The sequence below is a fragment of the Rhodococcus sp. WWJCD1 genome (genome assembly GCF_002258735.1).
Lineage (GTDB): Bacteria > Actinomycetota > Actinomycetes > Mycobacteriales > Mycobacteriaceae > Rhodococcoides.
On sequence record NZ_NOXY01000020.1, the window covers coordinates 381,426 to 401,213 of the forward strand.

At 66.2% G+C, this 19,788-nt stretch carries 26 protein-coding genes; 25 read left to right on the top strand and 1 reads right to left on the bottom strand.

Annotated features, from left to right (window positions below; genetic code table 11):
* Positions 1 to 11 precede the first annotated feature (11 nt).
* The 8 genes from CH286_RS14120 to CH286_RS14155 all read left to right on the top strand — a co-directional run bounded on the left by CH286_RS14120 (position 12) and on the right by CH286_RS14155 (position 6,069).
* On the top strand, positions 12 to 854 hold the full coding sequence (locus CH286_RS14120; protein ID WP_032401858.1) for a sugar phosphate isomerase/epimerase family protein: 843 nt from the start codon (positions 12 to 14) through the stop codon (positions 852 to 854).
* A gap of 22 nt (positions 855 to 876) precedes the next feature.
* The gene (locus CH286_RS14125) at positions 877 to 1,734 is read left to right on the top strand and encodes a thioesterase family protein (RefSeq protein ID WP_037153771.1); all 858 of its coding nucleotides are present in this window, start codon (positions 877 to 879) and stop codon (positions 1,732 to 1,734) included.
* Between the two features lie 18 nt (positions 1,735 to 1,752).
* Complete coding sequence (gene proC, locus CH286_RS14130; RefSeq protein ID WP_032401860.1) at positions 1,753 to 2,568, top strand: pyrroline-5-carboxylate reductase; 816 nt, start codon at positions 1,753 to 1,755, stop codon at positions 2,566 to 2,568.
* Positions 2,569 to 2,695: 127 nt separating this feature from the next.
* Positions 2,696 to 2,932: a helix-turn-helix domain-containing protein gene (locus CH286_RS14135; protein WP_008713658.1), complete on the top strand. Its 237-nt coding sequence runs from the start codon at positions 2,696 to 2,698 to the stop codon at positions 2,930 to 2,932.
* Between the two features lie 219 nt (positions 2,933 to 3,151).
* The gene (locus tag CH286_RS14140; RefSeq protein ID WP_003402602.1) at positions 3,152 to 3,253 is read left to right on the top strand and encodes a 30S ribosomal protein bS22; all 102 of its coding nucleotides are present in this window, start codon (positions 3,152 to 3,154) and stop codon (positions 3,251 to 3,253) included.
* A 144-nt stretch (positions 3,254 to 3,397) separates the two neighbouring features.
* Entirely contained in the window at positions 3,398 to 4,528 is a 1,131-nt protein-coding gene (locus CH286_RS14145; RefSeq protein ID WP_170944728.1) for an NAD-dependent epimerase/dehydratase family protein, read from the top strand.
* Positions 4,521 to 5,558, top strand: a complete 1,038-nt coding sequence (locus CH286_RS14150; protein ID WP_032401861.1) for a lysophospholipid acyltransferase family protein — start codon at positions 4,521 to 4,523, stop codon at positions 5,556 to 5,558. Before CH286_RS14145 ends, CH286_RS14150 begins: the two co-directional genes overlap by 8 nt.
* 22 nt (positions 5,559 to 5,580) lie before the next feature.
* Positions 5,581 to 6,069 (top strand): GNAT family N-acetyltransferase, encoded by a 489-nt coding sequence (locus CH286_RS14155; protein ID WP_037153764.1) that lies wholly within the window; start codon positions 5,581 to 5,583, stop codon positions 6,067 to 6,069.
* Between the two features lie 18 nt (positions 6,070 to 6,087).
* On the opposite strand, the gene CH286_RS14160 is transcribed toward CH286_RS14155, so the two are convergent.
* Entirely contained in the window at positions 6,088 to 7,023 is a 936-nt protein-coding gene (locus tag CH286_RS14160) for an HAD family hydrolase (RefSeq protein WP_052058697.1), read from the bottom strand.
* Positions 7,024 to 7,289: 266 nt separating this feature from the next.
* On the opposite strand from CH286_RS14160, the gene CH286_RS14165 reads away from it, so the two are divergent.
* The 17 genes from CH286_RS14165 (at position 7,290) to CH286_RS14235 (ending at position 19,786) form a co-directional block, all read left to right on the top strand.
* The gene (locus CH286_RS14165; RefSeq protein WP_032401864.1) at positions 7,290 to 7,571 is read left to right on the top strand and encodes a glutaredoxin family protein; all 282 of its coding nucleotides are present in this window, start codon (positions 7,290 to 7,292) and stop codon (positions 7,569 to 7,571) included.
* Positions 7,572 to 7,726: 155 nt separating this feature from the next.
* Positions 7,727 to 8,557: a redox-sensing transcriptional repressor Rex gene (locus CH286_RS14170; protein ID WP_032401865.1), complete on the top strand. Its 831-nt coding sequence runs from the start codon at positions 7,727 to 7,729 to the stop codon at positions 8,555 to 8,557.
* Positions 8,554 to 9,966 (top strand): glutamyl-tRNA reductase, encoded by a 1,413-nt coding sequence (locus tag CH286_RS14175; protein WP_032401866.1) that lies wholly within the window; start codon positions 8,554 to 8,556, stop codon positions 9,964 to 9,966. Before CH286_RS14170 ends, CH286_RS14175 begins: the two co-directional genes overlap by 4 nt.
* A 5-nt stretch (positions 9,967 to 9,971) precedes the next feature.
* Complete coding sequence (gene hemC / locus CH286_RS14180; protein ID WP_032380798.1) at positions 9,972 to 10,940, top strand: hydroxymethylbilane synthase; 969 nt, start codon at positions 9,972 to 9,974, stop codon at positions 10,938 to 10,940.
* A complete protein-coding gene (locus CH286_RS27850; RefSeq protein WP_155289207.1) occupies positions 10,933 to 11,103 on the top strand; it encodes a hypothetical protein in 171 nt (56 codons plus the stop codon). The genes hemC and CH286_RS27850 overlap by 8 nt, the downstream gene beginning before the upstream one ends.
* Positions 11,100 to 12,662 (top strand): uroporphyrinogen-III synthase, encoded by a 1,563-nt coding sequence (locus CH286_RS14185; protein ID WP_032401867.1) that lies wholly within the window; start codon positions 11,100 to 11,102, stop codon positions 12,660 to 12,662. Before CH286_RS27850 ends, CH286_RS14185 begins: the two co-directional genes overlap by 4 nt.
* An 85-nt stretch (positions 12,663 to 12,747) precedes the next feature.
* A complete protein-coding gene (gene hemB / locus CH286_RS14190; RefSeq protein WP_094609500.1) occupies positions 12,748 to 13,722 on the top strand; it encodes a porphobilinogen synthase in 975 nt (324 codons plus the stop codon).
* Positions 13,719 to 14,342, top strand: a complete 624-nt coding sequence (locus tag CH286_RS14195) for a hypothetical protein (RefSeq protein WP_052058678.1) — start codon at positions 13,719 to 13,721, stop codon at positions 14,340 to 14,342. The genes hemB and CH286_RS14195 overlap by 4 nt, the downstream gene beginning before the upstream one ends.
* Positions 14,343 to 14,439: 97 nt before the next feature.
* Positions 14,440 to 14,601, top strand: coding sequence for a hypothetical protein (locus CH286_RS27855; protein ID WP_165430230.1), 162 nt, complete (start codon positions 14,440 to 14,442; stop codon positions 14,599 to 14,601).
* Positions 14,602 to 14,671: 70 nt separating this feature from the next.
* Positions 14,672 to 15,100 (top strand): hypothetical protein, encoded by a 429-nt coding sequence (locus CH286_RS14200; protein WP_052077425.1) that lies wholly within the window; start codon positions 14,672 to 14,674, stop codon positions 15,098 to 15,100.
* A 1-nt stretch (position 15,101) separates the two neighbouring features.
* Positions 15,102 to 15,578 carry a hypothetical protein gene (locus CH286_RS14205; protein ID WP_032401870.1) on the top strand — a complete coding sequence of 159 codons (477 nt, stop codon included), beginning with the start codon at positions 15,102 to 15,104 and terminating at the stop codon, positions 15,576 to 15,578.
* On the top strand, positions 15,575 to 15,826 hold the full coding sequence (locus tag CH286_RS14210; RefSeq protein ID WP_255182654.1) for a hypothetical protein: 252 nt from the start codon (positions 15,575 to 15,577) through the stop codon (positions 15,824 to 15,826). The genes CH286_RS14205 and CH286_RS14210 overlap by 4 nt, the downstream gene beginning before the upstream one ends.
* Before the next feature lie 15 nt (positions 15,827 to 15,841).
* Positions 15,842 to 16,123: a metal-sensitive transcriptional regulator gene (locus CH286_RS14215; RefSeq protein ID WP_032380388.1), complete on the top strand. Its 282-nt coding sequence runs from the start codon at positions 15,842 to 15,844 to the stop codon at positions 16,121 to 16,123.
* A 20-nt stretch (positions 16,124 to 16,143) separates the two neighbouring features.
* Complete coding sequence (locus tag CH286_RS14220; protein WP_032401872.1) at positions 16,144 to 16,347, top strand: heavy-metal-associated domain-containing protein; 204 nt, start codon at positions 16,144 to 16,146, stop codon at positions 16,345 to 16,347.
* Positions 16,348 to 16,435: 88 nt separating this feature from the next.
* Positions 16,436 to 17,653, top strand: coding sequence for a PQQ-dependent sugar dehydrogenase (locus CH286_RS14225; protein WP_230592353.1), 1,218 nt, complete (start codon positions 16,436 to 16,438; stop codon positions 17,651 to 17,653).
* A gap of 163 nt (positions 17,654 to 17,816) precedes the next feature.
* Positions 17,817 to 18,992: a PQQ-dependent sugar dehydrogenase gene (locus CH286_RS14230; protein ID WP_037153753.1), complete on the top strand. Its 1,176-nt coding sequence runs from the start codon at positions 17,817 to 17,819 to the stop codon at positions 18,990 to 18,992.
* Positions 18,992 to 19,786: a cyclase family protein gene (locus tag CH286_RS14235; protein WP_037153751.1), complete on the top strand. Its 795-nt coding sequence runs from the start codon at positions 18,992 to 18,994 to the stop codon at positions 19,784 to 19,786. Before CH286_RS14230 ends, CH286_RS14235 begins: the two co-directional genes overlap by 1 nt.
* Positions 19,787 to 19,788: the final 2 nt, after the last annotated feature.

Genomic DNA, 19,788 nt, shown 5'->3' on the forward strand with positions numbered 1-19,788 from the left:
CTGGAACCACGATGGCTGCGCAGCGAATACACGTCGGGCTGTCCACGGCATCGGTGTACCCGCAGAACACGGAGGCGGCGTTTCGTTACGCAGCCGAACTCGGGTACGACGGCGTGGAACTGATGGTGTGGGCCGAGTCGGTCAGCCAGGACGTCGACGCGGTGGCCGCGCTCTCTCGGGAGTACTCGATGCCGGTTCAGGCCATCCATGCGCCGTGTCTGCTGATCTCGCAGCGGGTGTGGGGATCGGATCCGATTGCCAAACTGGCCCGATCGGTCGAGGTGGCCGAGAAACTCGGTTCGGCGACGGTCGTCGTGCATCCGCCGTTCCGCTGGCAACGCAAGTACAGCGAGGGCTTCGCCGATCAGGTAGCGGAACTGGAAGCGAACTCGCACGTGGTGGTTGCAGTCGAGAACATGTTTCCGATGCGTGCCGACAGGTTCTTCGGACGCAAGGAGAAATCGGCGCAGCGACTGGAACGACGAGGCGGCCCGGGCGCCGCCCTGTCGGCGTTCTCCCCGTCGTACGACCCGACGGACGTCGGCCACGGTCATTACACCCTCGACCTCTCGCATACGGCCACCGCGGGCTCCGACGCCCTCGAGATGCTCGATCGGATGGGCGAGGGCATCGCGCACCTGCATTTGGCCGACGGCCGAGGCGCGTCCGTCGACGAGCATCTGATCCCCGGGCACGGCAGTCAGCCGTGCGTGGAGGTGTGCACCGAACTGGTGCGCCGCGGCTTCGACGGTCAGGCAGTGATCGAGATCAACACGCAGAATGCGCGGACGGTCCCCGAACGGTCCTCGATGCTCGGACAGGCACTGCAGTTCGCCCGCGCACATCTGTCCTGAGGCCGCCGGTAAGTTGTCGGGAATGAGTTCTGCCAGCCCCTTCAAGGCCGCCACCACCCTGACCGCGCTCGAGGTCGCCGCCGACACTGCGTCGTTCGCGGGCGCGATCGACTCCACTTGGACCATCGGTCCGAAGGTGCACGGCGGCGCGATGCTCGCCGTCTGCGCGGCAGCAGCGCGCAGGCATATCGTCCTGACCGACCCGGAGCAGGCCGAGATCCAGCCGCTCGCTGTGAGCGTCAGCTACCTGGCCGCTCCCGATCCCGGCGAGGTTGCGCTGTCGACAGTGGTGCGCAAACGTGGTCGCCAGGTCTCCCACGTCGACGTCGAACTCACCCAGGCCGGACGCGTTGCCGTGCGGGCGGTGGTGACCCTGGGTCGTCCCGACTCCGACGAACCCCACCACGAGACGCCGACGTCACTGGCGTCGATGGCCGTCGAACCTCCCGCCGAGACACTCGCGGTGGCAGGGGATCATCCGATGGCGTCCATCGTGCACGTCGCCAAGGGCTGCGAGATGCGTATCGACGAGTCCTCGGCGTCGTTCCTGACCGGCGCGCAGGGCGAGGCGGAGATCAGATTGTGGGTGCGTCCCTTCGCGGGCGACGAGGCCGACATCGACACCGCGGTGTTGTTCGCATTGATGACCGGAGACATCTCGGCTCCGGTGACCATGAACCGCGGAATGTTCGGTTGGGCGCCGACCGTGCAGTTGACGACCTACCTGCGGCGCCGTCCGGCACCGGGGTGGCTGCGCGTGGCGGCGACCAGCACCGTCATCGGCAGCACCTGGTTCGAGGAGGACCACGTGGTGCTGGATTCGACCGGTGCCGTCGTGGTGCAGAGCAGACAGTTGGCGATGGTGCCGCGCTCGAACTGACATGGCAGGCTTGGCCGCATGACGAGAATTGCAGTGATCGGCGGCGGACGGATCGGCGAGGCGTTGATTGCGGGACTCCTCGAGTCCGGCCACGCAGTGCGCGATCTGGTGGTCGCCGAGAAGTCAGAGGCCCGTGCGAAGGAGATCGCGAAGGAATTCGGTGTCCTGACCACCACCGTCGGCGACGCGTCCGAGGGGGCCGACGTGATCGTGCTGGCGGTCAAGCCGGCCGACGTCGACACCGCACTGACCGAGATCACCAAGATCGAGCTCGACGGTGATCGGGAACAACTCATCGTCTCACTGGCCGCAGGCGTTCCCACCGCGAAGTTCGAGCCCAAGCTCCCCGCCGGTTTCCCTGTCGTTCGGGTCATGCCCAACACCCCGATGCTGGTGGGGGAGGGTGTCAGTGTGTTGGCTCCGGGCAAGTACGCCCGCGCCGAGCATCTCGAACTGGTGCGTTCCATCCTCTCGGCCGTCGGCAAGGTCGTGGTGGTCAAGGAACATCAGCTCGACGCCGTGACGGCCGTATCCGGGTCGGGTCCGGCCTATTTCTTCCTGGTGGCCGAGGCCATGATCGACGCGGGAGTGGGTCTGGGACTGACGCGCGACGTGGCGTCTGCGCTCGTGATTCAGACGATGGTGGGGGCCGGGGCGATGCTGGATCGCTCCGACGAGAGTGCGAACGAGCTCAGATACGCCGTGACCTCGCCGGGCGGTACGACGGCCGCAGCAGTGCGAGAATTGGAACGAAATGGCCTCCGAGCAGCGTTTTTCGATGCTCTCGGTGCCGCAAATGCCCGATCCATTGAGATGGGCATCACAGCAGATTGAAAAATCTTTTCCCCACTCCCGTCGCAGTAACCCCATCTGTCCCTATAGGCTCGGGGGCAGCACGTGCGTGTCTGTTCGGCAGGAGGGGAAGCCTGCCGCATGAGACGTGCCGGAGGTATGTGGATTGATGGCGTCTATAAACAAGCCGTCCAAGGGTTCGTCCCCGGATGGTCAACCGGCTCTGGCCGGAACGCAGTTCCTCACTGTCGCTGAAGTGGCGACGCTGATGAGGGTTTCGAAAATGACCGTGTACCGGCTGGTACACGGCGGAGAATTGCCCGCTGTACGAGTGGGTCGATCTTTTCGTGTACACGCCAAGGCGGTCCACGACTATCTCGAGACCTCGTACTTCGACGCAGGCTAGTAGTGCACGCGGGGCCGGTTTCGTAAGTGCCGGTTCGGACCGGTAGGATTGGCGCTCGTCGTGCCAGCCAGCCGGTGTGCAGCCGTGGGCGAGTACGTGGCCCCAGCGCCAGCTCGGTGACCAAGGCTTTTGGCTCGAAGCCCTCAGGGCTTGGTTGTCAGGTAGGCGTACGCAAACGGCGTGCGCGAAAACGCTAGAGAAGAACGTGAGGACACCCGCATGGGTTCAGTGATCAAGAAGCGTCGCAAGCGCATGTCGAAGAAGAAGCACCGCAAGCTGCTTCGTCGTACCCGCGTGCAGCGCAGGAAACTCGGCAAGTAGTTCTGCCGGCATAGCTTTCACCAGGAGGCCCGTCACCATCGGTGGCGGGCCTCCTGGCGTTCGAACGTTGGCTTCGCTTCTCACCCTCGCGTCTGCCCACCGATCCAGTAGGCTTTGGACCGGAGCCGATGTTGGGGGTGCGCAGTGAGTCCGAGCGATCGTGGTGTTGCCGCGCCCCGAGTGGTCCTGGTGACCGGAGCGAGTCGTTTTCTCGGCGGATACCTCGTCACCAGACTGGCCCAGAACCCGCAGATCGAACGGGTGATCGCCGTCGACGCGCTGTCGCCGAGCAAGGATCTGCTCCGACGCATGGGCCGCGCCGAGTTCGTCCGTGCCGACATCCGAAACCCGTTGATCGGCAAAGTGATCCGTAATGCCGGCGTGGATACCGTCGTGCATGCCGCCACCGTGGCCAAACCTCCCAAATCCGGCGGCCGCGCCACGATGAAAGACCTCAACGTCATCGGCGCGATGCAGCTGTTCGCGGTGTGCCAGAAATCTCCGACAGTGGAGAAGGTGGTGCTGCGTTCGTCCTCCTCGGTGTACGGGTGCAGCGCGAAGGACCCGGTGAAGTTCACCGAGGAGATGAGCGCCCGACGCCCACCGAGCGGTGCGTACGCGCGGGACACCATCGACATCGAGGGATACGTTCGCGGACTCGGCCGTCGACGACCCGACATCGCCGTGTCGATCCTCCGCATGGCACCGCTGATCGGTCCGCGATTGAACGGCACCATCTCGCGGTACATGACCTCGCCGCTGATCCCGAGCATCATCGGCCGCGATGCCCGTATGCAGTTGTTGCACGAGGAAGACGCCCTCGCCGCGCTCGAGCGCGCCACCATCGGTGGTCCGGCGGGCACGTTCAACATCGGGGCCGACGGCACGATCATGCTGTCTCAGGCGATCCGCCGTGCCGGGCGCGTCCAGGTGCCGGTTCCGTTTCCGCTGTTCAAGAGTGTCGGCCGCGCTCTCATGGGCGGCATGATGCGAGAATTCACCACCGAACAACTCGACTACTTCCACTTCGGCTGCGGCCTCGACACCACCCGCATGCGTTCGGTCCTGGGCTTCGAGCCGCGGTGGACTACGGTTCAGGCATTCGACGACTTCGTCCGCGGTGCCGCGCTGCGCCCGGTCATCAGGACCGAGTGGGTGGACGGCATCGAGAATCGACTGCTCTCGGCCGTCGATACCGGCGCATCCACGGCGCGCGCACTGGCATCTCTGCGTAGCTCGGAAACAGTGCGAAGTTCGGGAGGGACGGGTGAGTGAAGTGGCCAAAGTGATTCCATTGCACGGTGGCCGCTCGGTCCGCGCGTCGCAGGGTTCGCGCGAACGGCACCCCTCCGCCTACACCGAGCCGCGTGAGCCGACGCCGCTGCTCGACCCTGCCCCCGCCGTCGCGCCCCCCTCGGCAGCGATCCCGACTCCGTTGCTCTCGATGATCGACGACACCAAGACCGCCGTCGTGGACCAGATCTCCTCGGTTGCCGAGTTCGTGCGCAGGCGTCTGGCCGGCGATTACAGCGTGGACGAGTTCGGTTACGACCCGCACTTCGCCGACGCCATCTGGCTTCCGTTGCTGCGGCCGCTGTTCGACAAGTGGTTCCGCGTCGAAGTCAAAGGCATCGAGAACATTCCGTCCGACGGCGGTGCCCTCGTCGTCGCCAACCACGCGGGTGTCATCCCGGTCGATGCGCTGATGGCGTCGGTCGCGGTGCGCGACCACCATCCGGCACACCGTCCACTACGAATGTTGGCCGCCGACATGGCTTTCGAGATGCCCGGCGTCGGCACCATAGCCCGCAAGGCCGGGCACACGCTGGCGTGCAACCCCGATGCCGAGCGCCTGCTGCGCACCGGCGAACTCGCAGCGGTGTTCCCCGAGGGCTTCAAGGGCATCGGCAAGCCGTTCAGCGAGCGCTACAAACTGCAGCGATTCGGCCGTGGCGGGTTCGTCTCGGCGGCTCTGCGAACGGGTGCACCGATCATCCCGTGCTCCATTGTCGGCTCGGAGGAGATCTACCCGAAGATCGGCGACATCGCGCCACTGGCTCGACTGATGGGCATGCCGTACTTTCCGGTCACGCCGTTCTTCCCGCACTTCGGCCCGCTCGGCCTGATCCCGCTGCCGTCCAAGTGGTACATCGAGTTCGGTAAGCCGATTCCTACCGACTCGTACGACGCCACCGCGTTCGAGGATCCGATGGTGCTCTTCGAGCTGACCGACCACGTCCGCGAAACCATTCAGCACACGCTGTACCGGCTGCTGGCCAAGAGACGCAACGTCTTCCTGGGGTGAACGCACGGGTTATCCTGTGCCAGTGCACATTCGCGACACCACCACCGAAGATCTGCCCGAGATTCTCGACATCCACAACGATGCCGTCGCCAACACGACTGCCATCTGGGACGAGGAACAGGTCGACCTCGCCGATCGCACGGCCTGGTTCGACGGTCGCCTCGCTGCGGGATACCCCGTCCTCACCGCCGAGGTCGACGGCCGGGTGGCCGGATACGCGTCGTACGGGCAGTGGCGGGTCAAGAGCGGTTACCGGCACTCGGTGGAGCACTCGGTGTACATCCACCGGGATTTCTATCGACGTGGCCTGGCCAGTGCGCTGCTGAGCGAATTGATCGAGCGGGCCAGGGCAGGCGACGTGCACGTGCTGGTGGGGTTCATCGAGTCCGAGAACACCACCTCGATCGCGCTGCACCAGAAATTCGGCTTCGCGACCGTCGGGCAGATGCCGGAGGTGGGCGTCAAGTTCGGCCGATGGCTCGATCTGACCCTGATGCAGCTGACGCTCTGAGCGCCCTGCCCGGGTGGGTCAACCCTTGCGACGGCCGACCACGGCAGCGAGTCCGCCGCCCACTGCGCCCAAGGCCAACGCTGTCGGGACGCCGATCTTGGCGGCCTTGCGTCCGGTGCGGTAGTCGCGAATTTCCCAGCCCCGGTTCTTGGCCAGCTCACGCAGGTCCGTATCGGGATTGATCGCCACGGCGGTCCCGACGAGCGAGAGCATCGGGACATCGTTGTGGCTGTCCGAGTACGCGGTGCACCGCTTGAGGTTGAGGCCTTCACGCACAGCCAGTGAGCGCACTGCGTGCGCCTTGCCGATGCCGTGCAGGATGTCTCCGACGAGGCGGCCGGTGAACACCCCGTCCTTGCTCTCGGCGACGGTTCCCAGTGCCCCGGTGAGCCCGAGCCGCTTGGCGATGATCTGAGCCAGTTCCAGGGGAGTGGCGGTGACCAGCCACACCTGCTGGCCGGCGTCGAGGTGCATCTGCGCGAGAGCACGAGTACCGGCCCAGATCTTGTCGGCAATGACCTCGTCGTAGATCTCTTCGCCGAGCATGGTCAGTTCGGAGGTGGGGCGGCCCTTGATGAACGAGAGCGCCTTTTCTCGGCCGCTGGCCACGTCCTCGCTGTTCTCCTTGCCGCTGACCCTGAATTTCACTTGCTGCCAAGCGAATTGAGCCAAGTCGCCACTGGTGAAGTATTTGCGAGCAGCCAGCCCGCGAGCGAAATGGATGATCGATGCGCCCTGGACCATGGTGTTGTCCACGTCGAAGAAGGCCGCAGCGGTGAGATCCCGCGGAATCGCGCCCTCGGACTCGATCTGCAACGCGAGCGCGGCGTCGGCACTGGCCTGGCCGGCCACGTTGGCGCGGACTTCTGCATCGGACGGACCGAAGGGGTTGCGAATCCTACGAATACGCCGCTTGAACTGTTTGTCCCCGCGCGGATCCTCGGTGTCGACCATGTCGATATCGGGCGTGGCCTCGATCGGCAGGTCGGTTCCCCCGTCACTCACTTCGGTCCTCCTCCCACTCGAGTACTCGATGCAGCCCACTCGGTCTACCCGCGCAGCCCGGTCGGTTACGCAAACAGCCCACTCGGCTACCCACGCAGCCTAGTCGTGGGTCCGACAGGACCGACGGGGGACAAGCGAAGCCGGCCGTGAGGGCGGGCCGGCGGGGTGGCTGTCTGTGACGTTCGTCTCCATTGCGGACGTGTCACAGTGGACGGATGCAGACGACTCCCCCCGGCGTGGCTCTTCTCACCCGTGCAGGCTGCCATTCGTGCACCCACGCGCTCGAGGTGTTGAGCGAGGTGTGCCGCGAGTTCGACGTGGCCGTCACGGTCGTCGACGTCGACGAGGCGGCGACGAAATCGCCTGACCTGCGTGCGGAGTACGGGGACCGAGTGCCGGTGGTGCTGCTCGACGGCATCGAGCACAGCTACTGGGAGGTGGACGTGCCCCGATTGCGGGCCGATCTGGCTCGGGCAGGGCACCCTAAGAACGTGTGATTCGTCTCCGTGTGCAGGTGAAGGCCGGTGTGCGCAACTTTGTTCATTCGTTCACAAGCAGTTACCGTGGTGTGAACAGCATTCGTGAAATAGACACGAACGCAGGATCAGCGTGAAGACCGGCATCGACGCCGTTCGGACGAGGAGCCCCAGACGTGACCGAAGAGCGCCCGTCGCCCAGCGGCGTAGAGCGGGTCATCCCTCAGGCTACGGTCACCCGTCTGGCGACCTACCTGCGGGTCCTCTCGATCCTCGCAGACGAGGGCGTTCTCATCGTCTCCAGTGAAGAACTGGCCACCGCAGCAGGTGTCGGATCGGCAAAACTGCGCAAGGATCTCTCCTTTCTCGGCCCCAACGGCGTTCGCGGTGTCGGCTACGACGTCGCACGGCTGCGCGCCAAGATCGAGAGCGCACTCGGACTCGATCGCGGCCACCGCGTCGTACTGGCGGGAGTCGGCAATCTGGGACAGGCGCTGGCCGGGTACGGCGGATTCGCGCGGCGCGGCTTCACGATGGTCGGCCTCTTCGACCGCGACCCGGCGCGTGTGGGCACCGACGTCGACGGACTGACCGTCCGGCACGTCGACGAGCTCGACAAGGCCTGCCGTGAACTCGAGGCGACCATCGGCGTCATCGCCACCCCCGACGACGCCGTGCACGTCGTCGCCGAAAAGCTCGTAGCAGGCGGCGTCGAGTGCATTCTGAGCTTCTCGCCGATGGTGCTCGACGTTCCCGAACACGTCGAAGTGCGGCGCGTGGACCTGGCGGTGGAGATGCAGGTGCTCTCCTTCAACAGCTCCCGCAACGTGTCCGAACCGGCAGGCGTGACCTCGCCGACCGTCGTCACTGCGCCTCGGCCACAGCCGGTCTCGCCGCCTCCACTCACGTCCACGGCACGTCTCGGCCGCAGTCACGGCCCGCGCATCGCCGGTAATCCAAGCCCAGTCAACAGTTCGACAAGAAACGGATCGGTGATTGCACCGTGAGTGTCCTTCTCGTCGGGATATCGCACCGTAGCGCTCCCGTCGCAGTCCTCGAGCGTGTCGCCATCACGGACACCGATCGCCCGAAACTGACCGACAAACTGATGGCCAGCGGAAGCATTTCCGAGGTCATGGTGGTGTCCACGTGCAATCGTGTCGAGATCTATGCCGTCGTCGACGCCTTCCACGGCGCACTGACCGCCGTCGGCGAGGTACTCGGTGAACACTCCGGACTCGAGATCGCGGACCTGACCAAGCACGCCTACGTGCGCTACAGCGAGGCCGCCGTCGAGCATCTGTTCGCAGTGGCCAGCGGCCTGGACTCGATGGTCATCGGCGAGCAGCAGATCCTCGGCCAGATCCGGTCGGCGTACGCCGCCTCGGACGGCCAGCAGGCCTCCGGCCGGGTGATGCACGAACTGGCTCAGCAGGCGCTGCGCGTCGGTAAGCGGGTACACAGCGAAACCGGGATCGACGCCGCCGGAGCCTCGGTGGTCTCGGTGGCCCTCGATCGCGCCGCCGAGACGTTCGGCGGTTCCCTCGCCGGTCGCAAGGCCGTCGTCCTCGGAGCCGGAGCCATGGGCGGCCTCGCCGTCGCACACCTCGGCCGCGCCGGAATCGGCGGCCTCACCGTCGTCAACCGCACCCGCGAGCGGGCCGACCACCTGGCCGAGAACGCCGTCTCGAACGGAATCCCGGCAACCTCGGTCGCCCTCGAGAATCTGCCCGCCGCGGTGGCCGAGGCCGACATCCTCATCACCTGTACCGGTGCGGTGGGGGCCGTGGTCTCCATCGCCGATGCTCACCTCGCCCTCGTCGGCCGCGACGCCGAGCACCCCCTGGTGATCTGCGACCTCGGACTGCCCCGCGACGTCGACGCCGCAGTGGCGCAGCTGCCGGGTATCACCGTCTTCGACATGGAGTCGCTTCAGCGCGATCCCGCAGCCGGTGCTGCGGCGAACGACGCGTCGGCGGCTCGCGAGATCGTCTCCAGTGAACTCTCGGGTTACCTTGCGGGACAACGGCTTGCCGAGGTCACCCCCACCGTCACCGCACTGCGTCAACGCGCTGCCGAAGTGGTCGAGGGGGAGTTGTTGCGCCTCGAGTCGCGGCTGCCCGGGCTCGATTCACCGCAGCGCGACGAGGTGGCCCGCACCGTGCGCCGTGTCGTCGACAAGTTGCTGCACTCGCCGACGGTGCGCGTCAAGCAGCTCGCCAGTACCCCGGGTGGGGATTCCTACGCCGCTGCGCTTCGGGAGTTGTTCGAGCTGAGCCCCGGTTCGGTCGATGCGGTGGCGACGCCGATGGAGATCGGCGCGCTGGAGCTGGTCGACGACTTCACCGCCAGCCGTACCGATCTGCGCTCGGACTCTCACCCCGGCGGCACCGCCGGTCAGGAGCGATCGGAGTGAACAACATCGTCAAGATCGGTACTCGCGGAAGCCTTCTCGCGACCACTCAGGCCGACACCGTGCGCGTGGCTCTCGCCGCGGCAGGGGTCGAGGCCGAACTGGTGATCGTCAAGACCGCGGGCGATCTGTCTGCTGCACCCGTACAGACGATCGGCGTCGGTGTCTTCACCGCAGCGCTGCGCGAGGCACTCGCCGACGGCACCGTCGACATCGCCGTGCACTCCTACAAGGATCTGCCGACAGCCGCCGACGACCGGTTCGTCATCGCGGCCATCCCGGCCCGCGAGGATCCCCGGGACGCCCTGGTGGCCCGCGACGGGCTGGTACTGGGCGAGCTGCCCGCGGACGCGAAGGTCGGTACCTCGGCACCCCGCCGGATTGCTCAATTGCGCGCTCTCGGACAGGGATTGGATGTCCGGCCACTGCGAGGCAATCTCGACACCAGGATCGGGAAGGTGGCCTCGGGCGAGCTCGACGCCGTCATCGTCGCCCGCGCCGGACTGGCTCGTATCGGCCGACTCGACGTCGTCACCGAAGCACTCGATCCGGTGCAGCTGCTGCCGGCACCCGCCCAAGGTGCCCTGGCCGTCGAATGCCGCACCGGCGACACCGATCTCGCGGCGGCCATCGCCACCCTCGACGACGCACACGCTCGTGCCGCGGTGGCAGCCGAACGTGGACTGCTGGCCGAACTCGAAGCCGGCTGCACCGCTCCGGTCGGCGCGATCGCCGAGGTCGTCGAATCCATCGACGAGGACGGCCGCATCTTCGACGAACTGTCGTTGCGTGGCTGCGTGGCTGCGATCGACGGCAGCGACACCATCCGCGCGTCGATCGTCGGATCACCCGACCGCGCCGAGGAGCTGGGCCGAGAATTGGCCCGCGAACTGCTCGATCTCGGTGCCCGCGAACTCGTTTCAGTCACCGAACCAGCGCAGGCCGGTTCTCACGCACAGGGTGGATCTCATGTCTAGGGCCATAACGGCACCCGTCCGCGGACGCGCCAAACGCACGGCGACCCGTCCGGTCGTACGGAGAGAGTCGATCGCCACCGCTCGACTGATTCCGAAACGGGGCACGGCAACCCCGATAGAACTGCAGTACCCACACAAGACAGCACTGGAGAACAACCGATGAGCCCAGTCCGCAAGAACACCAACGGACGGATCCTGTTCGTGGGATCCGGGCCGGGTGACCCGGCTCTGCTCACGGTCCGGGCACGTGAAGTGCTCGGAGCGGCCGAGCTCGCATTCACCGATCCCGACGTCGACAAGGGCGTCACCGCGCTCGTCGGTGCCGATGTCCCTCGGGACGCGGAGACGGGCGAGAACGGTGTCGAGGTTCGTCCGGCGCTCGGCGAGCCCGCCGAGGTCGCCAAAACGCTTCTCGCCGAGGCCAAGAACGGCCACGACGTCGTTCGCCTGGTCTCCGGAGATCCGCTCACCACCGATTCGGTGATCGCCGAGGTCAGCGCCGTCGCTCGGACGCATGTGCCCTTCGAGGTGCTCCCCGGCCTGCCCGCCGGATCCGCGGTTCCCAGCTACGCCGGTATGGCACTGGGCTCGGGCCACACCGAGGCCGACGTCCGCGGTGAGGTCGACTGGGCAGCGCTCGCTGCTGCTCCCGGCCCGCTGGTGCTGCACGCGACGTCGGGTCACCTGGCCGAAACCGCCAGTGCCCTCGTCGAACACGGATTGGCACCGCAGACGCCTGCGGCCATCACCGTTCGTGGCACCACCCGTCAGCAGCGCACCGTCGAGGCCACCCTCGCCACCCTGAACGACGCCGGATCCGAGCTCGTCGGGTCCCTCGTCGTCACCGTCGGCAAGGTCGTCTCCGGCCGAAACAAGATGTCCTGGTGGGAGTCTCGCGCACTGTACGGCTGGACCGTGCTGGTGCCGCGTACCAAGGACCAGGCCGGTGAAATGAGCGACCGCCTCGTCACGCACGGGGCCATCCCCATCGAAGTTCCGACCATCGCCGTCGAGCCCCCGCGCAGCCCGGCCCAGATGGAACGGTCCGTCAAGGGCCTGGTCGACGGCCGCTACCAGTGGGTCGTCTTCACCTCCACCAATGCCGTCAGGGCAGTGTGGGAGAAGTTCGAGGAGTTCGGGCTGGACGCCCGCGCGTTCTCCGGCGTCAAGATCGCGTGCGTCGGTGAGGCAACCGCGGCGAAGGTGCGCTCGTTCGGCATCAATCCCGAGCTCGTGCCGTCGGGGGAGCAGAGCTCGCTCGGACTGCTCGAGGACTTCCCGCCGTACGACGAGGTGTTCGACCCGGTCAACCGAGTTCTGTTGCCGCGTGCCGACATCGCGACCGAAACGCTCGCCGAAGGGTTGCGCGAACGCGGCTGGGAGATCGACGACGTCACCGCGTACCGCACTGTTCGGGCAGCGCCGCCCCCCGCCGAGACCCGCGAGATGATCAAGACCGGCGGATTCGACGCAGTGTGCTTCACGTCGAGCTCCACCGTCCGGAACCTGGTCGGCATCGCCGGAAAGCCGCACGCCCGCACACTCGTTGCGTGCATCGGCCCCAAGACCGCGGAGACGGCCGTCGAGTTCGGTCTGCGCGTGGACGTGCAGCCCGAGTCGGCTCAGGTCGGACCGCTGGTCGAGGCGCTCGCCGAGCACGCAGCTCGCCTGCGCGCCGAGGGTGCACTGCCCCCGCCGCGCAAGAAGTCACGTAGGCGCTGACGCGCCTGAAGTCCGCGCCTGTGCGTACTCGCCAGGAGTACGCACAGGCGCGGACGAGCCGGAACGAAGTGAGGCAGGTTCAGCTGTGTTCCCCACCGATCGTCCCCGACGCCTGCGCCGTACCCCGGCGCTGCGTCGGCTGGTAGCCGAAACGTCCTTGGAGCCACGGCATCTGATACTGCCGATGTTCGTGGCCGACGGCATCTCCGAGCCGAGGGAGATCAGCTCGATGCCCGGGGTGTTCCAGCACACGCTGGACTCGCTGAGCGCTGCAGCCGAGGATGCCGTGACGGCAGGCGTCGGTGGCGTCATGCTGTTCGGTGTGCCGAAAACCGAGGACAAGAACGAAACCGGCTCGGGGGCAATCGATCCGAACGGAATCCTGAACCGTGGACTGGCTCGACTCAAGACCGACCTCGGAGATTCGACGGTCATCATGGCCGACACGTGTCTTGACGAGTTCACGTCGCACGGCCACTGCGGGGTGCTGGGGGAGAACGGCTCGATCGACAACGACGCCACCCTGCTGCGCTACGTCGACATGGCCGTCGCGCAGGCGGATGCGGGTGCTCATTTGCTCGGACCCAGCGGAATGATGGACGGACAGGTCGGTGCGATCCGCGCCGGACTGGACGCGGCCGGTCACGTCGAGGTGGGGCAGCTGGCATATTCCGCGAAGTACGCTTCGGCCTTCTACGGACCCTTCCGGGAAGCCGTCGGCTCGTCGCTGCAGGGCGATCGTCGGACGTATCAGCAGGACGCGCGGAACCGCCGAGAGGCCACTCACGAGGTGGAGCTCGATCTTGCCGAGGGTGCCGACATGGTGATGGTCAAGCCGGCCATGTCGTACCTCGACATACTCCGCGATGTGGCCGAGATGTCGCCGGTTCCGGTTGCGGCGTATCAGATCTCGGGGGAATATGCCATGATCACCGCCGCTGCTCAGAACGGGTGGATCGATCGCGATGCGGCGGTGCTGGAATCGCTCGTCGGAATTCGGCGTGCGGGTGCCGATGTCGTACTGACCTACTGGGCAACCGAAGTGGCGGGCTGGCTGTGAACGATTTTCCACCGGGAAACAACCCCGACAGCAACACGCCCAACAATCCACCGTCGCAACCGGATTGGCAGCGCTGGGAGCTTGAGCACGGGTTCCCGCAATCGGCTCCGGAGCTGGAGCCGACTCCACGACCGGCACCGGTCGACGTGGAGACGGCTCGCCATCTGTGGTGGGGAGTGGCGCTGATCGGCGCTCTCTCGGCGCTGTACTCGGTATGGACGTTGTTCGGGGCGCGTGAGGAATTTGCGCAGTCTCTGCTCGACGAACTCGCGGCGCAGGACGCGGCAGCGGACATGACCGTCGAGTCCACGCAGTCGATGGTGACGGTGATGCTGGTCGTCACCATATTCGTCGTGATCGGTTTCGGGGCGCTGTTCCTGTTCTGGGTCAAGCGGATGCGCGCGGGCAAGATGTGGGCCCGGATGCTGCTGACCGTCATCGGATCGTTCATCGTGTTCACCACGATTCTCGATCTGTTCGCCATGGCATCGACGGCGGGGGCGATGAACATCGTGATGGGCGTGATCGGTATCGGCCAGGGTGTACTTGCCGCCGGGGCGATCTACCTGATGCATCGTCGTGAATCCAACGAATACTTCGTCGCGTCCAGACGGCGGTAGTTGCCGGAACTCGGAAGTTTCGGGCGTGTTCTCGGCTGTGATCTCTACTGTGTGACTAGCATCACTCTCGATATCTTTTCGAGTGATCGGATCCGACATGGCAGAGAACACCCCTGCAGTAGCGAGCGTGACCCAGCCGGCAGCCGACCGCGAGCCCTGTCCCCAGGAGAGCGGCCGTCCCGGTTGGGCGCTGCTGGGGTTGCTTCTCGCCGTCTCGGCCGCGATCGCAATCATGGCGCTGGGAATCTCTGCAGGCTGAGCGCGCTGGGCCCGTACGGAATTTCTGCCGCCGGAACCCTTTCCCACCCCTCGGTGGCAGGATGTCTGGCGTGAGCGCAGACACCGACGCATCGATCGTCCGTCCCCGGGTGGTCTCGGCCGCCTACTGGCTGTGGCTGGCCTCGGCTGTGTTGCTGATCGTCGTCTGCATGATCGCCCTGACGCTCCCCGCCGATCAGATTCGTGCCTCGTTCAGCTCGGAAGCACAGGGTAATTCGTTCCTCGCCGTCTTCCGCGGCCTCGGCGTGATCTCCGGAGTGGTCGGATTGGCCGTCGGGCTGATGTCGAGCCACGTCCGCGGCGGTGACCGCAGATTTCGACGCGCTCTGGTAGCGCTGTCGGGAGTTGCCGCTCTGCTGCTGATCTTCGCGGCACTGGTGTTCCCGTTCGTTCCGCTGGTGATCACCATCGGCCTTGTTCTCGCGGCCGTTCTCGTCTACCGACCGTCGGCGCGGGAGTGGTTTCATCGTGAGCAGTGAGATGTCGGCGGGCGAGACCGTGCTGTTCCACGAACCCGGTGGTCGATGGCGCATGTTGGCTTGGGGGCCTGCGTTCTGCCTCGTGGTACTCGCCGTCGAGCTCGCGTCCGGTCCGGTGATCCACTGGTTCGCACTCGTGCTGTTCTCGCTGATCCTCGTCGGTCTCACCTACGTTCAGCTGCGCGCCGCTCGCATGCACGTCAGCGTCGAACTCACCACCCGAGCGCTGCGTCAGGGCACGGAGACGGTGGACGTCGCCGATATCGAAGACATCTTTCCTCCGGCCGAGTACGCCGACGACGAGTACGAGCCCAAGAGGTGGGAGACAGCGCGAGTGCTCGGGGAGCTTTCGGGTGTGCCGCGGAAGCGCCACGGCATCGGGCTACGGCTGGTGGGCGGCGGGCTGGTTCAGGCCTGGGCCAAGGACGACGACGGGTTGCGTGCGGCCCTCGAAACGGCCAAACGGGAGTACCTGTGAGGGAGTCCGTCGGCTGGGTGGAACTCGTGGTTGCGCTGCTGGCGGGGATCGGAGCCGTGGCGTGCTGGAACATGGGTGTGCGGACCACCGAGTTCCCCGCGGTTCCCGACGTGTCTCCGGCATATCAGGGGACGTTCTACTCGGGGTCCTGGATCGCGCTGGCCGCCCTCGCCGTCATCGTCGCGGGGTTGCTGATCGTCGATGGTGTGCGCCGAGTCCGGACGGAGGAGTCACCCCCTACCCGGTAGGGGTATAGTGAACCTATGAGCAGCTACAGCGCCGAGCAGGACGACCTGCTGAAGCGATTGCGTCGTATAGAGGGTCAAGTGGCCGGGATATCCCGCATGGTCGCCGACGACCGATACTGCATCGACGTTCTCACCCAGGTCTCTGCCGTAACCAAAGCGCTGCAGTCGGTCTCGTTGAAGCTGCTCGATGCCCATCTCGCCGGCTGCGTCGTGGAGGCCGCGAGGCAGGGCGGGCCGGAAGCAGACGCGAAAGTGAAAGAAGCGTCCGAGGCCATCGCGCGCCTCGTGCGCTCCTGACGACAGAAGGGGAGTCGACGATGCAGACGACATATTCGGTCGAGGGCATGACGTGCGCACACTGTGCCGCGTCGGTGAAGGAAGAAGTCTCCGAGATCGCGGGGGTCACCGGTGTCGATGTCGACGTGGATTCCGGTGCGGTCGTGGTGAGCAGCGATTCGACGCTCGATACCGCGACCGTGGACGCCGCGGTCGTCGAAGCCGGGTATCGACTGGTGTCCTGAACACGACTGCGCTCCGTCGGTGGTTCGGAAGTCGCGAAAACGGTGATACCGGAAAAATGGGACTCATCGAAAATCGTCAGGAGGGCTCGTGAAGAAGCCCGTCACCGGCGCAGTGGTCACCGCCATGAGCATCGCCCTGATAGCGGCCTGTTCGGTGGACACCACCGAGCGGGACAGCACTGCAGAGTCGACCGAGTCGTCCGGGACTTCGTCGTCGCAGGGCTCTTCTTCCGAAGCTGCTCCCTCCCCGGCCGCGCCTGCCGGGCCGCTGCCGAACCTGTCGGTCACCACCGTGCTAGACGGCCTCGACAAACCATGGGACGTGGTGGTTGCTCCCGATGGCACGGTGCTGACCGGAGAGCGTTCCGGCCGGTTCGTCATCCGCGACTCCGGAGGAGTCCAGCGTGAACTGAACGCGGACCTCGGTGATCTCTACGCCGCCGGTGAGACCGGGCTGATGGGTATCGCACTGGCGGTGGATTTCGAGTCCTCTCGAACCGTGCTCACCTGCCAGGGGCTCCGAGGTAGCGGGGGGAACAGCATTGCCGTCGTGTCGTGGACCGTCGATCCGGGGTGGACAGCCCTGACGAGAACCGGCACTCTCGTCGACGACATTCCCGTCGCCGACGGCGGGCGTCACGGTGGCTGCCGCATCCTGGCTCATCCCGACGGCACGCTGTACATCGGCACCGGGGACACTGCGAGCCCCAGTGTTCCCCAGGATCGAAACTCGCTGGGCGGCAAGGTGTTACACGTCAACGCAGACGGCGCCGCCGCAGCCGACGCACCGGATCGCATCTTCACTCTCGGTCATCGCAATGTGCAGGGACTGGCGATCCGACCCGAAACCGATCAGATCTTCGAGGTCGAGCAGGGGACGAGCCGAGACGACGAGCTGAATCTGTTGGTGCCGGGCGGCAACTACGGTTATCGCCCCGATCGGCGCCCGTCGGTCTACGACGAATCGGTCCCCATGACCGACCCCGATCGGGTTCCCGGTGCCCTGCCCGCAGTGTGGAGTTCGGGTGATCCGACGATCGCGACCCCCGACGTCACGTTCACCGAGGGTGAGCAGTGGGGCTCGTGGAACGGTGCCGCGGTGATCTCGAGTCAGCAGGGCGAGAAGCTCGTTTTCCTTGCACTGTCGGAGGACGGAACCGAGTACGTCGCCGAGGCGGAGGCGCTGGACGGCAGCTACGGCAGGCTGCGTTCGCTCACCCCCTTCGGAAGCGACGGTGGTTTCCTGCTCACCACCGACAACGGATCCGACGATCAGGTACTGCTCGTCACGCCCGAGGTCGGCTGAACCGAGGTTGCCGTCACTGTGCGTGGCCTGGGATTGCTGTGGACTCCTGGTGCTGCCGGGAAACGAATTACGTCGTGAGTCGGCAAGCATCCTGGCGAGTGTGTTTAAGATCATGTGATATCGGTCATATCGGGCCGGTCACCGATCGTCGTCAGGAGTGTGGATGAACAAGCTGGTGTCCAGTTCCGGAGTACTCGCCGCCAGCGTCGTCCTGACGCTTACCGGTTCGACGGTCGCAACGGCACAGGCCGATCCGCTGCCCGATCTGACGGTCACCGAGGTGCTCACTGGACTCGCGAAACCGTGGGATGCGGTGGTCGCGCCGGATGGGACGGTGCTGACCGGTGAGCGTGCCGGACGGTTCGTGATCCGCGACGTGGGCGGTGACACGCGCGAGCTCGCCGCGGACCTCGACGATCTGTACGCCTCCGGCGAGACCGGCCTTATGGGCATTGCTCTGGCGACGGATTTCGGGACTTCGAGAACCATCTACACGTGCCAGGGCGTACAGGGCGGCGGAAGCGGGACCGGTAGCGCCGGAACCGGCAGCTCGGGTGGTGGCAGCGACAACCACATCGCGGTGCTCTCGTGGACCGTCGACCCGGGGTGGACGGCGCTCACGCGCACCGGCACCCTCGTCGACGACATTCCCGTCGCCGACGGCGGTCGTCACGGCGGCTGCCGAATTCTGGCTCATCCCGACGGCACCCTGTACGTCGGCACCGGAGACACTGCAACGCCGACGGTTCCGCAGGATCGAAACTCGTTGGGCGGCAAGGTTCTGCACATCAACGCCGACGGTTCGGCAGCCGCGGGTTCGCCGGGTCGCATCTTCACTCTGGGGCATCGGAACGTGCAGGGGCTGGCGATTCGTCCCGGCACCGGTCAGCTCTACGAGGTCGAGCAAGGTACGACTCGCGACGACGAACTGAATCTGCTCGAGCCTGGCGGCAACTACGGCTACCGCCCCGACCGACTCCCGGTCATCTACGACGAGTCGGTACCGATGACCGATCCGACCCGCGTGCCCGGTGCGCGCGCCGCAGTGTGGAGCTCGGGCAGCCCCACCATCGCGACGCCCGGTCTCACTTTCGCGAACGGTGCGGGATGGGGCTCCTGGAACGGTGCCGCGGTGGTGTCGAGTCAGCAGGGCGAGAAGCTCGTGTTCCTGAAGCTGTCCGAGGACGGCACCGAATACGTCGACGAGGCGGACGCGCTGGAGGGCGAGTACGGACGCCTGCGTTCGCTCACCAGCTTCGGCAACGACGGAGCTTTTCTGCTCACCACCGACAACGGGTCCGACGACAAGGTTCTGCTCGTCACTCCCGCTGCCGGCTGATGTGTGGCCCCGAGGTCGTCGAGACGGTTCACCGAAAACTAGGCCGTAGGGCGTTGTTCGGATCGTTGGGCGCGGCTGCACTGACGGTCGCGGCAAGCGGGGCGGTGCGTGCCGAACCCGTTGTCGCCGCGGCTGTTCCGGCCGGCCGACTGGTCGACCTGACGCATACCCTGAGCCCCACGTTTCCGGTGTGGCCGGGCAGCGAACCGTTCTCGATGCGCCCGGTCGCGGCCTACGAGCTCGGTGGGTTCCTGGTGAACAAGCTCTCGTACTGGGAGCACACCGGCACGCACATCGATGCCCCTGCGCACCGTGTTCGCGGAGGGGCGACGGCCGACGTGCTGCCCTTGGACGATCTGATCGCCCCACTCGTCGTCGTGGACATATCGGCGCGGGCCGAGGCCGATCCGGAAGCTGTGGTGACACCCGAGGACATCGACCGGTGGGAGCGCGAGCACGGCCGAATACCCGATCGAGCATTGGTCGCGATGCACAGTCGGTGGCAGACCCGACTTGCCGAGCGTGCCGCCCCCGGCTTCGGCGCAGGCGCGGCACAGATGCTGGTGCGCGAGCGCAACATCGTCGGAATCGGGGTCGACACACTGAGCCTCGACCGGATGAACGACCGCGAATACCCCGCGCACACAGCCGTTCTCGGGGCGGGCCGGTACGGAGTCGAAGCGCTGGCGAATCTCGATGCGGTGCCCCCGGCAGGGGCGACGGTCGTCGTCGGCGCACCCAAGCACGCCGGCGCGACCGGTGGCCCCTGCCGAGTTTTCGCGATCGTCCCCTAGTC